Source organism: Pseudomonas sp. P9_35 (genome assembly GCF_034008205.1).
Taxonomy (GTDB): domain Bacteria; phylum Pseudomonadota; class Gammaproteobacteria; order Pseudomonadales; family Pseudomonadaceae; genus Aquipseudomonas; species Aquipseudomonas kilonensis.
In genome coordinates, this window is the sequence record NZ_CP125373.1 from 5568573 (window position 1) to 5582454 (window position 13882).

The window sequence follows — 13882 nt, forward strand, 5'->3', positions numbered from 1 at the left end:
ATTGCGCTGGTTTTGAGTCTTCAATGCGAGGATGGCCTCATCGCGAGCAAGCTCGCTCCCACATGGGAATGCTTTGGATGAACGATCCTGCATCCCTGTGGGAGCGAGCTTGCTCGCGATAGCACCACAACTACTTGTTGCCAAGACTGATCTTCGGCGCCCAGGTCAGCCATTCATCTTCAAACTTGTCGAACAGCGGGAAAGTCTGCTCCGGTCGAGCCGGATTGCCCATTCGTTCGCCATCCGGCGTTGCAAACGCAATGCCGCCCTGGATAAGCGTTTCAAGCGACTCGGTGCGCACCGTCGCGCCCTTGAACAGACCGAAGTCCAGACCGAAGCCACTGCTATTCCAGAAACGTGTGCCACTGCGCACCAGCGGCGCATACTTGGACTCGATCAGGATATGGATCAGCACCCGGTCCGCGGTCTGGCCCAGTTCATAACCAGTGACCTTGCCCACCGTAATCTCGCGGTAGGTCACCGGTACGCCGATCTTCAACGAACCACGGCGGGCCGCGCTCAGCACCAGGCTCAATCCCGCTTCGGGCACAGCGCTTTCCGGTGGGTTGGCCAGGGCCACGAAGCTTTTCTGCGGCCCGAGGTTTTTCGCCGAAGGCTGCACCTCAATGTATTGGCCGGTTACCAGCGTTTCCAGGTTGGAGGTCTTCATCAACCCCAACTCCGGCTTGACCACCCAGAATTGGGACCCGACCCGGGCGATGCGCTCGGGCACTTCGGTGATACGCGCCGTGAGTAGCACCGATTGCATATCGGCGCTGAGATCAACATCCTCGATCTTGCCCACATCCAACCCTTTGAACCGGATCGGCGTACCACTGCGCAAACCATCGGCGCGATCGACCTTGATCGTGATCTCAGTGCCGCGCTGTTGTGCGGCTTCGTGATCGGCGAACAGGCGGAAACGTGGAATACGTCTTTTCAGCGGCACATTCGGTTCCGGAGTTTCGAAGGCAATCCCGCCGGCCATCAGGCTTTGCAGGGACTCGCTCTTGACCTGGATCCCGCCCGTCAAACCGCCCGTAAGGGTGATGCCACTGGCGTTCCAGAAACGTGTCGAGCCGTTGACCAGCCCTTCGTATTCTTTCTCGATGTGCACACCAATGATCAGCTGCTTCTTCTTGCGGGAGAACTGATAGCTCTGCACCGACCCGACCTTGACCTGCTTGTAGAGAATCGGACTGCCGACCTCCAGCGATCCGAGGTTTTCGGTCAGCAGGACCAAGTGCAGCCCCGGGGAACGCAAGTCCAGCGGTGGAGCTTTTGCCCGGGCTTCGAACTCGCGTTGCGGCGCGCCGCCCTTGTCACCCGGTCGCACGGCAATGTAGTTGCCCTTGACCAACGCTTCCAGGCCGGTAATACCCGCCAGCGAGATCGATGGCTTGACGACCCAGAACTGCGTGCCGGTTACCAGGTAATCTTCGGCCAAGGGGTCCAGGGTCAATTCAGCCGTGGCGCTGGCCAGGTCCGGATCGACCTTGAGATTCTTCAGGCTGCCGACCTGGATACCTTTGTACATGACCGGCGTACGACCGGCCTGCAACCCTTCGAAATCGCTGAGCTTGACCTTCACTCGAATGCCCGCCGCGGCGGCGTCAAAGTCTTCGTAAAGACGGAACGGCAGGCTTGGGTCCGTCGGCGGGCTATCCTGGCGGCTTTCCGGCGTGGCGAAGGCAATCCCTCCGGCCACGATGCTGGCCAGGGACTCGCTGCGCACTTTGACGCCCGAGAGGTTGGCATCGATGCTGATGCCACTGGCGTTCCAGAAACGCGTGTGTTTGCGCACCAGGTTGGCATAGGTCGGCTCGATGAAGATTTTGATTTCGACCTTGCTCTGATCCTCGGACAGCAGGTAGCTCTTCACCTGACCGACCTGGATCTGTTTGTAGAACACCGGGCTGCCACGGTTCAGCGACCCCAACCGATCAGCCTTGAGGGTCAGGTGCAAACCCGGCTTGGCGTCCGACAGCGGCGGCTCTTCGGCCAGGGCCTTGAATTTACGGGTCGACTCCCCTTCTCCTGGGCTGATAGCCACATAGTTACCCGATACCAGGGTTTCCAGACCCGTGATCCCGGCCAGGCTCACGCTCGGCTTGACCAGCCAGAAACGTGTTCCGGTCTTGAGGTATTGCTCGACGTCCTTGTTCATCTCGATGGTCGCGACCACTCCCTTGGAGCTGCCTTCGTCATCGAGGGTAAGGGCCGTCACTTTGCCGACCGTCATCCCTTTGTAGACGACTTCGGTTTTGTTGACCTGGATGCCTTCGCCGCTCTCAAAGCGCACATTGATCTCGATTCCGGTCTCGTTATAAGCCCGCCAGCCGAGCCAGCCGCCGATGATCAAGGCAATCAACGGCAGGACCCAGATGGCCGACCAGTTCGAAGCCGGTCGAGTTTTAGCGGTAGGCAAATCAGTCATGGTCGTCATCCGACTCCGTGTTATCCCAAATCAGTCGGGGATCGAAGGTTACTGCGGCAATCATTGTCAAAATCACTACGCTGGCGAAAGCGATCGCGCCGAGACCGGCTTCGACACTGGCGAGCCGTCCGAAATTCACCACGGCCACCAAAATGGCGATCACGAAAATATCCAGCATCGACCAGCGACCAATGAACTCGATGAAACGGTACATAAGGATGCGTTGCTGCGCCGACATAGGCTGATGCCGCTGAACGGAAAACAACAACAAGGCGATGCCCACCAGTTTGAAAGTGGGTACAACGATGCTGGCGATGAACACCACGGCGGCAATAGGAATCATGCCGTGTTGAACCAGCTCGATGACGCCAGCCATGATGGTGCTCGGGGCGCCCTTGCCCAGCGAGTTGATAGTCATGATCGGCAACATGTTGGCCGGAATATAAAGAATCGCGGCCGTGATCAACAATGCCCAGGTCCGCATCAAGCTGTTCGGGCGACGGGGGTGAACCAGCGCGCCGCAGCGAGTACAGGTTTGGTTGTCGGCCTCAGCATCCTGCCGATTCAACTCGTGGCACTCCATACAGATCAGAATCCCTGCATCAATCGCCCGCATGGGCATCTTCTCCTGATAACGCCTGCCAGATCTGATGGGGTGACATCACCACCTCCAGCCAGACCTGGACCAGCAACAAACTGATGAAGCACACCAGGCCAAGGCCTATGGTCATGGCCGCCATGTCTGCCAACTTGACGATGGCCACCAGCACGCCCATGAGGTAGACCTCAAGCATTCCCCAGTCTCGTAGATGGTGATAAATGCGATACAGCAACAAACCGTAACTACGGCCAAAGTCCAAGCGAATGGACAACAGCACCACCAACTGACAGAGCAACTTGAGTAGTGGAATGCCCATGCTGCATAGGAACACCACTGCCGCGATGCCTTGCATGCCGGTATCAAACAGGCCGACTACCCCACTCCAAACGGTGTCCTGGGAGGACTGCCCGAGCAGATTGAGTTCCATGATGGGTAAGAAGTTGGCCGGCACATATAACAGCAGGGCCGCGATAACCAAGGCAAGGCTGCGTTCAACTACATTGTACCGGTGAGCATAGAGCTCATAGCCACAACGGGGGCACTCGGCTTTTTCACCATGGGCCAGCTGAGGCTTGCGCATCAACAGGTCGCACTCATGACACGCCACCAGATCGCTCAGGGGCAGATCTGACAACCTATCAATGTCTGACGGATCGGGCATAAACAGCTCTGGCTCAGCTAAGGTGGGGCTATTCTAGTGCTCCGGCTCGGAAATAACTGTGCAAATTTATCACGAGCTTTCGCAGACTTTCCTGGGGATAAAAACAAAACCCCTACCTGCATCAGCAGATAGGGGTTTCGGAATTTAATCTTGACGATGACCTACTCTCACATGGGGAAACCCCACACTACCATCGGCGATGCATCGTTTCACTGCTGAGTTCGGGATGGGATCAGGTGGTTCCAATGCTCTATGGTCGTCAAGAAATTCGGGTACTGAGTCGTGGCCAGTTGGCCCCGCTTCAGCAAATTGGGTATGTGATAGCGTCGGTGTTTTGTGAGATTCGAACTTTCGGTTCGTTTCGTCTTCACACACCGCAATCTGGTCTCTTTCGAGTTCACAAATTGCTTGGGTGTTATATGGTCAAGCCTCACGGGCAATTAGTACAGGTTAGCTCAACGCCTCACAGCGCTTACACACCCTGCCTATCAACGTCGTAGTCTTCGACGGCCCTTCAGGGGACTCAAGGTCCCAGTGAGATCTCATCTTGAGGCAAGTTTCCCGCTTAGATGCTTTCAGCGGTTATCTTTTCCGAACATAGCTACCCGGCAATGCCACTGGCGTGACAACCGGAACACCAGAGGTTCGTCCACTCCGGTCCTCTCGTACTAGGAGCAGCCCCTCTCAAATCTCAAACGTCCACGGCAGATAGGGACCGAACTGTCTCACGACGTTCTAAACCCAGCTCGCGTACCACTTTAAATGGCGAACAGCCATACCCTTGGGACCGGCTTCAGCCCCAGGATGTGATGAGCCGACATCGAGGTGCCAAACACCGCCGTCGATATGAACTCTTGGGCGGTATCAGCCTGTTATCCCCGGAGTACCTTTTATCCGTTGAGCGATGGCCCTTCCATACAGAACCACCGGATCACTAAGACCTACTTTCGTACCTGCTCGACGTGTCTGTCTCGCAGTCAAGCGCGCTTTTGCCTTTATACTCTACGACCGATTTCCGACCGGTCTGAGCGCACCTTCGTACTCCTCCGTTACTCTTTAGGAGGAGACCGCCCCAGTCAAACTACCCACCATACACTGTCCTCGATCCGGATAACGGACCTGAGTTAGAACCTCAAAGTTGCCAGGGTGGTATTTCAAGGATGGCTCCACGCGAACTGGCGTCCACGCTTCAAAGCCTCCCACCTATCCTACACAAGCAAATTCAAAGTCCAGTGCAAAGCTATAGTAAAGGTTCACGGGGTCTTTCCGTCTAGCCGCGGATACACTGCATCTTCACAGCGATTTCAATTTCACTGAGTCTCGGGTGGAGACAGCGCCGCCATCGTTACGCCATTCGTGCAGGTCGGAACTTACCCGACAAGGAATTTCGCTACCTTAGGACCGTTATAGTTACGGCCGCCGTTTACCGGGGCTTCGATCAAGAGCTTCGCGTTAGCTAACCCCATCAATTAACCTTCCGGCACCGGGCAGGCGTCACACCCTATACGTCCACTTTCGTGTTTGCAGAGTGCTGTGTTTTTAATAAACAGTCGCAGCGGCCTGGTATCTTCGACCGGCGTGGGCTTACGCAGCAAGTGCTTCACCCTCACCGGCGCACCTTCTCCCGAAGTTACGGTGCCATTTTGCCTAGTTCCTTCACCCGAGTTCTCTCAAGCGCCTTGGTATTCTCTACCCAACCACCTGTGTCGGTTTGGGGTACGGTTCCTGGTTACCTGAAGCTTAGAAGCTTTTCTTGGAAGCATGGCATCAACCACTTCGTCACCCAAAGGGTAACTCGTCATCAGCTCTCGGCCTTAGAATCCCGGATTTACCTAAGATTCCAGCCTACCACCTTAAACTTGGACAACCAACGCCAAGCTGGCCTAGCCTTCTCCGTCCCTCCATCGCAATAACCAGAAGTACAGGAATATTAACCTGTTTTCCATCGACTACGCTTTTCAGCCTCGCCTTAGGGACCGACTAACCCTGCGTCGATTAACGTTGCGCAGGAAACCTTGGTCTTTCGGCGTGGGTGTTTTTCACACCCATTGTCGTTACTCATGTCAGCATTCGCACTTCTGATACCTCCAGCAAGCTTCTCAACTCACCTTCACAGGCTTACAGAACGCTCCTCTACCGCATCACTTACGTGATACCCGTAGCTTCGGTGTATGGTTTGAGCCCCGTTACATCTTCCGCGCAGGCCGACTCGACTAGTGAGCTATTACGCTTTCTTTAAAGGGTGGCTGCTTCTAAGCCAACCTCCTAGCTGTCTAAGCCTTCCCACATCGTTTCCCACTTAACCATAACTTTGGGACCTTAGCTGACGGTCTGGGTTGTTTCCCTTTTCACGACGGACGTTAGCACCCGCCGTGTGTCTCCCATGCTCGGCACTTGTAGGTATTCGGAGTTTGCATCGGTTTGGTAAGTCGGGATGACCCCCTAGCCGAAACAGTGCTCTACCCCCTACAGTGATACATGAGGCGCTACCTAAATAGCTTTCGAGGAGAACCAGCTATCTCCGAGCTTGATTAGCCTTTCACTCCGATCCACAGGTCATCCGCTAACTTTTCAACGGTAGTCGGTTCGGTCCTCCAGTTAGTGTTACCCAACCTTCAACCTGCCCATGGATAGATCGCCCGGTTTCGGGTCTATTCCCAGCGACTAGACGCCCTATTAAGACTCGCTTTCGCTACGCCTCCCCTATTCGGTTAAGCTCGCCACTGAAAATAAGTCGCTGACCCATTATACAAAAGGTACGCAGTCACCCAACAAAGTGGGCTCCCACTGCTTGTACGCATACGGTTTCAGGATCTATTTCACTCCCCTCTCCGGGGTTCTTTTCGCCTTTCCCTCACGGTACTAGTTCACTATCGGTCAGTCAGTAGTATTTAGCCTTGGAGGATGGTCCCCCCATATTCAGACAAAGTTTCTCGTGCTCCGTCCTACTCGATTTCACTTCTAAGATCCTTTCGCGTACAGGGCTATCACCCACTATGGCCGCACTTTCCAGAGCGTTCCGCTAAAATCAAAGAAGCTTAAGGGCTAGTCCCCGTTCGCTCGCCACTACTAAGGGAATCTCGGTTGATTTCTTTTCCTCAGGGTACTTAGATGTTTCAGTTCCCCTGGTTCGCCTCTTGCACCTATGTATTCAGTACAAGATAACCATCTTATGATGGCTGGGTTCCCCCATTCAGACATCTCCGGATCAAAGTCTGTTTGCCGACTCCCCGAAGCTTTTCGCAGGCTACCACGTCTTTCATCGCCTCTGACTGCCAAGGCATCCACCGTATGCGCTTCTTCACTTGACCATATAACCCCAAGCAATCTGGTTATACTGTGAAGACGACATTCGCCGAAAATTCGATCTTGCTCATGAGAGCAACTCACAAATTTTACCTTAGCCTGATCCGTTACCAGTGAAAGTAACGTTCAGTCTATCTTTCTATCACATACCCAAATTTTTAAAGAACGATCTAATCAAAAGACTAGAAATCAACATTCACCATCACCTTGATGGAATGCTCATTTCTAAGCTTTCAGAAGCAGTTTATGGTGGAGCCAAGCGGGATCGAACCGCTGACCTCCTGCGTGCAAGGCAGGCGCTCTCCCAGCTGAGCTATGGCCCCATTACAAAATTGGTGGGTCTGGGCAGATTCGAACTGCCGACCTCACCCTTATCAGGGGTGCGCTCTAACCAACTGAGCTACAGACCCAATTTCGAGCTTGTAACTGTTAGCTGTGAGCTATCAGCTTGGAGCTTAAAGCTGCTTCTATCGTCTTCTTCAATGAATCAAGCAATTCGTGTGGGAGCTCATGAAGCAGCTGCGGTCGTCGATTAAGGAGGTGATCCAGCCGCAGGTTCCCCTACGGCTACCTTGTTACGACTTCACCCCAGTCATGAATCACACCGTGGTAACCGTCCCCCCGAAGGTTAGACTAGCTACTTCTGGTGCAACCCACTCCCATGGTGTGACGGGCGGTGTGTACAAGGCCCGGGAACGTATTCACCGCGACATTCTGATTCGCGATTACTAGCGATTCCGACTTCACGCAGTCGAGTTGCAGACTGCGATCCGGACTACGATCGGTTTTGTGGGATTAGCTCCACCTCGCGGCTTGGCAACCCTCTGTACCGACCATTGTAGCACGTGTGTAGCCCAGGCCGTAAGGGCCATGATGACTTGACGTCATCCCCACCTTCCTCCGGTTTGTCACCGGCAGTCTCCTTAGAGTGCCCACCATTACGTGCTGGTAACTAAGGACAAGGGTTGCGCTCGTTACGGGACTTAACCCAACATCTCACGACACGAGCTGACGACAGCCATGCAGCACCTGTCTCAATGTTCCCGAAGGCACCAATCCATCTCTGGAAAGTTCATTGGATGTCAAGGCCTGGTAAGGTTCTTCGCGTTGCTTCGAATTAAACCACATGCTCCACCGCTTGTGCGGGCCCCCGTCAATTCATTTGAGTTTTAACCTTGCGGCCGTACTCCCCAGGCGGTCAACTTAATGCGTTAGCTGCGCCACTAAGAGCTCAAGGCTCCCAACGGCTAGTTGACATCGTTTACGGCGTGGACTACCAGGGTATCTAATCCTGTTTGCTCCCCACGCTTTCGCACCTCAGTGTCAGTATCAGTCCAGGTGGTCGCCTTCGCCACTGGTGTTCCTTCCTATATCTACGCATTTCACCGCTACACAGGAAATTCCACCACCCTCTACCATACTCTAGCTCGACAGTTTTGAATGCAGTTCCCAGGTTGAGCCCGGGGATTTCACATCCAACTTAACGAACCACCTACGCGCGCTTTACGCCCAGTAATTCCGATTAACGCTTGCACCCTCTGTATTACCGCGGCTGCTGGCACAGAGTTAGCCGGTGCTTATTCTGTCGGTAACGTCAAAACACTAACGTATTAGGTTAATGCCCTTCCTCCCAACTTAAAGTGCTTTACAATCCGAAGACCTTCTTCACACACGCGGCATGGCTGGATCAGGCTTTCGCCCATTGTCCAATATTCCCCACTGCTGCCTCCCGTAGGAGTCTGGACCGTGTCTCAGTTCCAGTGTGACTGATCATCCTCTCAGACCAGTTACGGATCGTCGCCTTGGTGAGCCATTACCCCACCAACTAGCTAATCCGACCTAGGCTCATCTGATAGCGCAAGGCCCGAAGGTCCCCTGCTTTCTCCCGTAGGACGTATGCGGTATTAGCGTCCGTTTCCGAGCGTTATCCCCCACTACCAGGCAGATTCCTAGGCATTACTCACCCGTCCGCCGCTCTCAAGAGGTGCAAGCACCTCTCTACCGCTCGACTTGCATGTGTTAGGCCTGCCGCCAGCGTTCAATCTGAGCCATGATCAAACTCTTCAGTTCAAACATCTTTGGGTTTTGAGAAAACCCTAAACTTGGCTCAGCAATCGTTGGTTACATCTTTGATTTCTCGCGGAGTAACTTGTGATGCTGATAATCTGTTGACTAGCAGTCTGACTCCACAAGCACCCACACGAATTGCTTGATTCAGTTGTTAAAGAGCGGTTGGCTGAGTCTTTCGTCTCAACCGAGGCGCGCATTCTACAGCGCCCCGTGTATCTGTCAAGCGGTTATTTTCAGAAGTTTTCAAAGTTTCGCTTCGGAAACATCAACAACTTCAACCACTTGCGCTTCCGATCTCTCGTTAGCGGGAGGCGAATTCTACAGCGTTACTCGCTGCTGTCAACACCTCTTTTTCACCGCTTTCGACCGAGAAGATCGAACCGCCGATAGAGCCAAACAACACCGCTCTACCTGCTCCTTCCGGGCCTCGATGAACTGAAGCCCAACACCTTCGAAACTTACTTAACTCATTGAATCTCAAGGAGTTTTCCGTTTCGACTGCGCCGGAAGTGGGGCGAATTATAGACTTCCAGAATCTGCCGTCAACACTTAATTACGCTTTTGTTGCAGAAGGGACTTTCCCACCCAGCAAACGCGGGATCCGGCGCATAACCGGCGGGACTCTTAGCATCAACAGTACAGCCCCTATAAAGGCGTATATCGCCCACTCCTTCAGATCTGCCCGCACGATCCACAGCATATGCAGCAACCCAAGCCCCAGGATCAGATAAACCAGGCGATGCAATTTCTTCCAACGCACGCCAAGCCGCCGCTGACTGTAGCGATTGGATGTAACCGCCAGCGCCAGCAGACCGAGAAACCCAAGCGCCCCGACAATAATGTAAGGCCGCTTGCTCAACTCGACGCCCAGCTGCGACCAGTCGAACCCCAATATGAAGGCCGCATACCCACTCAAATGCAGCACCACATAAGTAAAGCACCACAACCCCAACTGCCGCCTGACCGCAATCCACCCCGCCCATCCCGTCAGCTTTTGCAGCGGCGTCATGCTCAAGGTGATCAACAACAGGATCAACGTGCCCAACCCGAGCCGATCCACCAGCACCTTGCCCGGGTCAGGACCCAGCGAGTTCATCAAGGCTTCGTAAAGCCAGAACAAGGGCCAGACCGCCGCCGCGATGAAGATGCCGACTCGCCAGACTGGAAAACGCATCAGTAATCCTTCCTCAGGTCCATCCCTGCATATAAAGAAGCGACTTCATCCTGATAGCCGTTGAACATCAACGTATCGCGAACATTGGGACTGAACAGCCCGCTTGGTAAACGACGCTCATGCGCCTGGGTCCACCGCGGATGATCGACCGTCGGATTGACGTTGGCATAGAAACCGTATTCGTCAGACGCGATGCTCTGCCAAGTCGTCTTCGGCTGCTCACTCACCAGACTGATACGCACGATGGACTTCACACTTTTGAAACCGTATTTCCATGGGACCACCAACCGCAGCGGCGCGCCGTTCTGGTTCGGCAACTCCCGCCCGTACATTCCCACCGCCAGGATGGCCAACGGGCTCATGGCCTCATCCAATCGCAAGCCTTCGACATACGGCCAGTCGATCAAGGCGAAACCGGAACGCTGCCCCGGCATGACCTTGGGATCCTGCAGGGTTTCGAAGCGGATGTACTTGGCCTTGGAGGTCGGCTCGACCTGCTTGAGCAATGCAGAGATGGGGAAGCCAATCCACGGAATGACCATCGACCAGGCCTCGACACAGCGCAATCGATAGATACGTTCTTCCAGTTGATAAGGCCTCATGAAGTCTTCCAACCCGTAGCGTCCTGGCTTGCCCACCTCCCCGTCCACGACCACGCTCCAGGGTTCGGTCTTCAACGACCCAGCATTGGCTGCCGGGTCTCCCTTGTCGGTTCCGAACTCATAGAAGTTGTTGTAATGGGTCGCGTCCTTGAACGGCGTGATGGGCTCATTCTTGACCGTGACCGCGCCCCATTGGACTGAAGGCAGTTTCTCGGCAAACCAGGACGGCGCCTTGCCGGGCTCGACATCGGCATAACGCGCCGCATCGGCAGCACTGGCCCATTGAGGCAAGCTGCTGACGGCGAGGCCAGCCAGGGTTGCACCGAGCATTTGCCGACGGGATAGATAGAGGGATTCGGGCGTGACGTCCGATTCACGGCAGTCGGACGACTTGGGGATCTTGATCAGCATGACAACTCCGCAGTATTGGAGGGCAGGTGCACCAATAGACTGCGGAGTATGGGGGAAATTACATTAAGGCAACGTTTAGCGTCGACGAAGGCGCAACAAGTATTGCACCGGTCCGGAGGCGGCATAGCCCAGGAACACCAACAACAGGATACGCGGCGGATCACTGAACACCACTGCGAACACCAGCACCACCGCCAGAATCGCCACGAACGGCACACGGCCCTTCAGGTCGAGCTCCTTGAAGCTGTTGTACTTGATGTTGCTGACCATCAACATCCCGGCCGCCGCAACCAGCAACGCCACCAGGAACGACATTTTCGACCCCTGGATGCCGTAGTCGCTGAATGCCCAGACAACACCTGCCACGACACCCGCCGCGGCCGGACTGGCCAGGCCGATGAAGTAACGCTTGTCAGCCTTGCCAACCTGGGTGTTGAAACGAGCCAGGCGCAACGCCGCCCCCGCCACATAGATAAAGGCAACCATCCAGCCGACCTTGCCCATGTCTCCCAGTGCCCAGCCGAACGCCAGCAAGGCGGGAGCCACGCCAAAGGCGACCATGTCGGACAGTGAATCATACTCGGCGCCAAACGCACTCTGGGTATTGGTCATGCGGGCCACACGCCCGTCAAGGCCATCGAGCACCATGGCGACGAAGATCGCGATGGCGGCGAACGCGAAGTAACGGCTCGCCCCTGCGCTATCCCCAGCGCTCAAGGCAGCCTGGGCACTCATGGAGTTGATGATGGAATAGAAACCGGCGAACAGGTTCGCGGTGGTGAACAGGTTCGGCAACAGATAGATGCCACGATGCCGGACCTTACGGCCTTCAGCGTCATGGCCTTCTTCGACGTGCTCATCGATGGGCAACAGGCTTTCGGCGTCAGGAGCCTGGTTTGGCTCGTCGGGACGTTCGCTCATGGACAATACCTTGCAACGGTGTGAAAAAATTTGACAGATGTCTGGGACGACGGTTCGGCCGCAAACGATGCAGCTTTATACCAGAAGCCACCGCCCAAACGAAAAAACGCGGCCGAGGCCGCGTTTTTCGATCAAGTTCGCGACTTAGTTCTTGGCTTTGTCGACGATCTTGTTGGCACCGATCCACGGCATCATCGAGCGCAGTTGCTCGCCGATGATTTCGATACCGTGAGCGGCGTTGTTGCGACGCTTGGCGGTCATCGAAGGATAGCCGGTAGCGCCTTCGCTGATGAACATCTTGGCGTATTCGCCATCCTGAATACGTTTCAGGGCGTTGCGCATGGCCTGACGGGATTCGGCGTTGATGACTTCCGGACCGGTCACGTACTCGCCGTATTCGGCGTTGTTGGAGATCGAGTAGTTCATGTTGGCGATACCGCCTTCGTACATGAGGTCAACGATCAGCTTCAGTTCGTGCAGGCATTCGAAGTAGGCCATTTCTGGCGCGTAGCCAGCTTCAACCAGGGTTTCGAAACCGGCCTTGACCAGCTCGACGGTACCGCCGCACAGAACGGCTTGCTCGCCGAACAGGTCGGTTTCAGTCTCGTCCTTGAAGGTGGTTTCGATGATGCCGGTACGACCGCCACCCACGCCAGCAGCGTAGGACAGGGCCACGTTCTTGGCGTTGCCGGACGCATCCTGGTAGATCGCGATCAGGTCAGGGATACCGCCGCCTTTCACGAACTCGGAACGCACGGTGTGACCCGGGGCCTTCGGCGCGATCATGATCACGTCGAGGTCGGCACGTGGCACAACCTGGTTGTAGTGGATCGCGAAGCCGTGGGAGAAGGCCAGGGTGGCGCCTTTCTTGATGTTCGGTTCGATTTCGTTCTTGTACAGCGCCGATTGGAACTCGTCCGGGGTCAGGATCATGACCAGGTCGGCCGCAGCAACGGCAGAAGCCACGTCGGTCACTTTCAGGCCATGGGCCTCGGCCTTGGCAACGGTGGCCGAGCCTTTACGCAGGCCGACAGTCACGTCAACGCCGGAATCTTTCAGGTTGCACGCCTGGGCGTGACCTTGGGAGCCGTAGCCGATGATGGCGACTTTCTTGCCCTGGATGATCGACAGGTCGCAGTCTTTATCGTAGAAAACTTTCATGAATTTCCCCTATATCCGGCCGTTCAGGCCATTCGCTAATTTGGTTTAGATGCTCAGTACTTTGTCGCCACGGGCAATCCCGGTGACACCACTGCGTACGGTTTCCAGAATCGAGGCAGTGCCGATCGATTGAATGAAGCTGTCGAGCTTGTCGCTGGTACCGGTCAACTGAACGGTATAGACGCTGGCGCTGACATCGACGATCTGCCCACGATAAATATCGGTAGTGCGTTTGATCTCGGCGCGTTGGGCGCCGGTGGCCTTGACCTTGACCAGCATCAGTTCACGCTCGATGTGAGCGCTTTCCGACAGGTCCACCAGCTTGACCACCTCGATCAGCTTGTTCAGGTTCTTGGTGATCTGCTCGATGATTTCATCGTGCCCTACGGTGGTCAGCGTCAGACGCGACAGGGTCGGGTCTTCGGTTGGCGCCACGGTCAGGCTTTCGATGTTGTAGTTGCGCTGCGAGAACAGGCCCACTACACGAGACAGCGCACCCGGTTCGTTTTCCAGAAGCAGGGAAATAATATGTCGCATG

Annotated in this window: 8 protein-coding genes, 2 tRNA genes and 3 rRNA genes; all 13 read right to left on the reverse strand. The window is 55.3% G+C overall.

What is annotated here, in order from left to right; genetic code table 11:
• Positions 1 to 130: 130 nt before the first annotated feature.
• Positions 131 to 2437, reverse strand: coding sequence for a PqiB family protein (locus QMK47_RS24730; RefSeq protein ID WP_320389458.1), 2307 nt, complete (start codon positions 2435 to 2437; stop codon positions 131 to 133).
• On the reverse strand, positions 2430 to 3053 hold the full coding sequence (locus QMK47_RS24735; protein ID WP_320389459.1) for a paraquat-inducible protein A: 624 nt from the start codon (positions 3051 to 3053) through the stop codon (positions 2430 to 2432). The genes QMK47_RS24730 and QMK47_RS24735 overlap by 8 nt, the downstream gene beginning before the upstream one ends.
• Entirely contained in the window at positions 3040 to 3699 is a 660-nt protein-coding gene (locus QMK47_RS24740) for a paraquat-inducible protein A (protein WP_253478277.1), read from the reverse strand. The genes QMK47_RS24735 and QMK47_RS24740 overlap by 14 nt, the downstream gene beginning before the upstream one ends.
• A gap of 148 nt (positions 3700 to 3847) precedes the next feature.
• A 5S ribosomal RNA gene (rrf, locus tag QMK47_RS24745) occupies positions 3848 to 3963 on the reverse strand.
• 155 nt (positions 3964 to 4118) lie between these two features.
• Positions 4119 to 7010: ribosomal RNA gene (locus QMK47_RS24750) — 23S ribosomal RNA — on the reverse strand.
• A gap of 242 nt (positions 7011 to 7252) precedes the next feature.
• Positions 7253 to 7328: transfer RNA gene (locus QMK47_RS24755), tRNA-Ala, on the reverse strand.
• A gap of 10 nt (positions 7329 to 7338) precedes the next feature.
• Positions 7339 to 7415: transfer RNA gene (locus QMK47_RS24760), tRNA-Ile, on the reverse strand.
• 123 nt (positions 7416 to 7538) lie between these two features.
• A 16S ribosomal RNA gene (locus QMK47_RS24765) occupies positions 7539 to 9075 on the reverse strand.
• Together the 16S, 23S and 5S rRNA genes with 2 tRNA genes alongside form the textbook arrangement of a ribosomal RNA operon.
• A 553-nt stretch (positions 9076 to 9628) precedes the next feature.
• The gene (gene msrQ, locus QMK47_RS24770; protein ID WP_320389460.1) at positions 9629 to 10249 is read right to left on the reverse strand and encodes a protein-methionine-sulfoxide reductase heme-binding subunit MsrQ; all 621 of its coding nucleotides are present in this window, start codon (positions 10247 to 10249) and stop codon (positions 9629 to 9631) included.
• Positions 10249 to 11262 (reverse strand): protein-methionine-sulfoxide reductase catalytic subunit MsrP, encoded by a 1014-nt coding sequence (msrP, locus tag QMK47_RS24775; protein ID WP_253478283.1) that lies wholly within the window; start codon positions 11260 to 11262, stop codon positions 10249 to 10251. Before msrP ends, msrQ begins: the two co-directional genes overlap by 1 nt.
• 75 nt (positions 11263 to 11337) lie before the next feature.
• Complete coding sequence (pssA, locus tag QMK47_RS24780) at positions 11338 to 12183, reverse strand: CDP-diacylglycerol--serine O-phosphatidyltransferase (RefSeq protein WP_212798970.1); 846 nt, start codon at positions 12181 to 12183, stop codon at positions 11338 to 11340.
• Positions 12184 to 12327: 144 nt separating this feature from the next.
• Positions 12328 to 13344, reverse strand: coding sequence for a ketol-acid reductoisomerase (ilvC, locus tag QMK47_RS24785; RefSeq protein ID WP_003185459.1), 1017 nt, complete (start codon positions 13342 to 13344; stop codon positions 12328 to 12330).
• Positions 13345 to 13389: 45 nt separating this feature from the next.
• Positions 13390 to 13881 carry an acetolactate synthase small subunit gene (ilvN, locus tag QMK47_RS24790; protein WP_003205610.1) on the reverse strand — a complete coding sequence of 164 codons (492 nt, stop codon included), beginning with the start codon at positions 13879 to 13881 and terminating at the stop codon, positions 13390 to 13392.
• Position 13882: the final 1 nt, after the last annotated feature.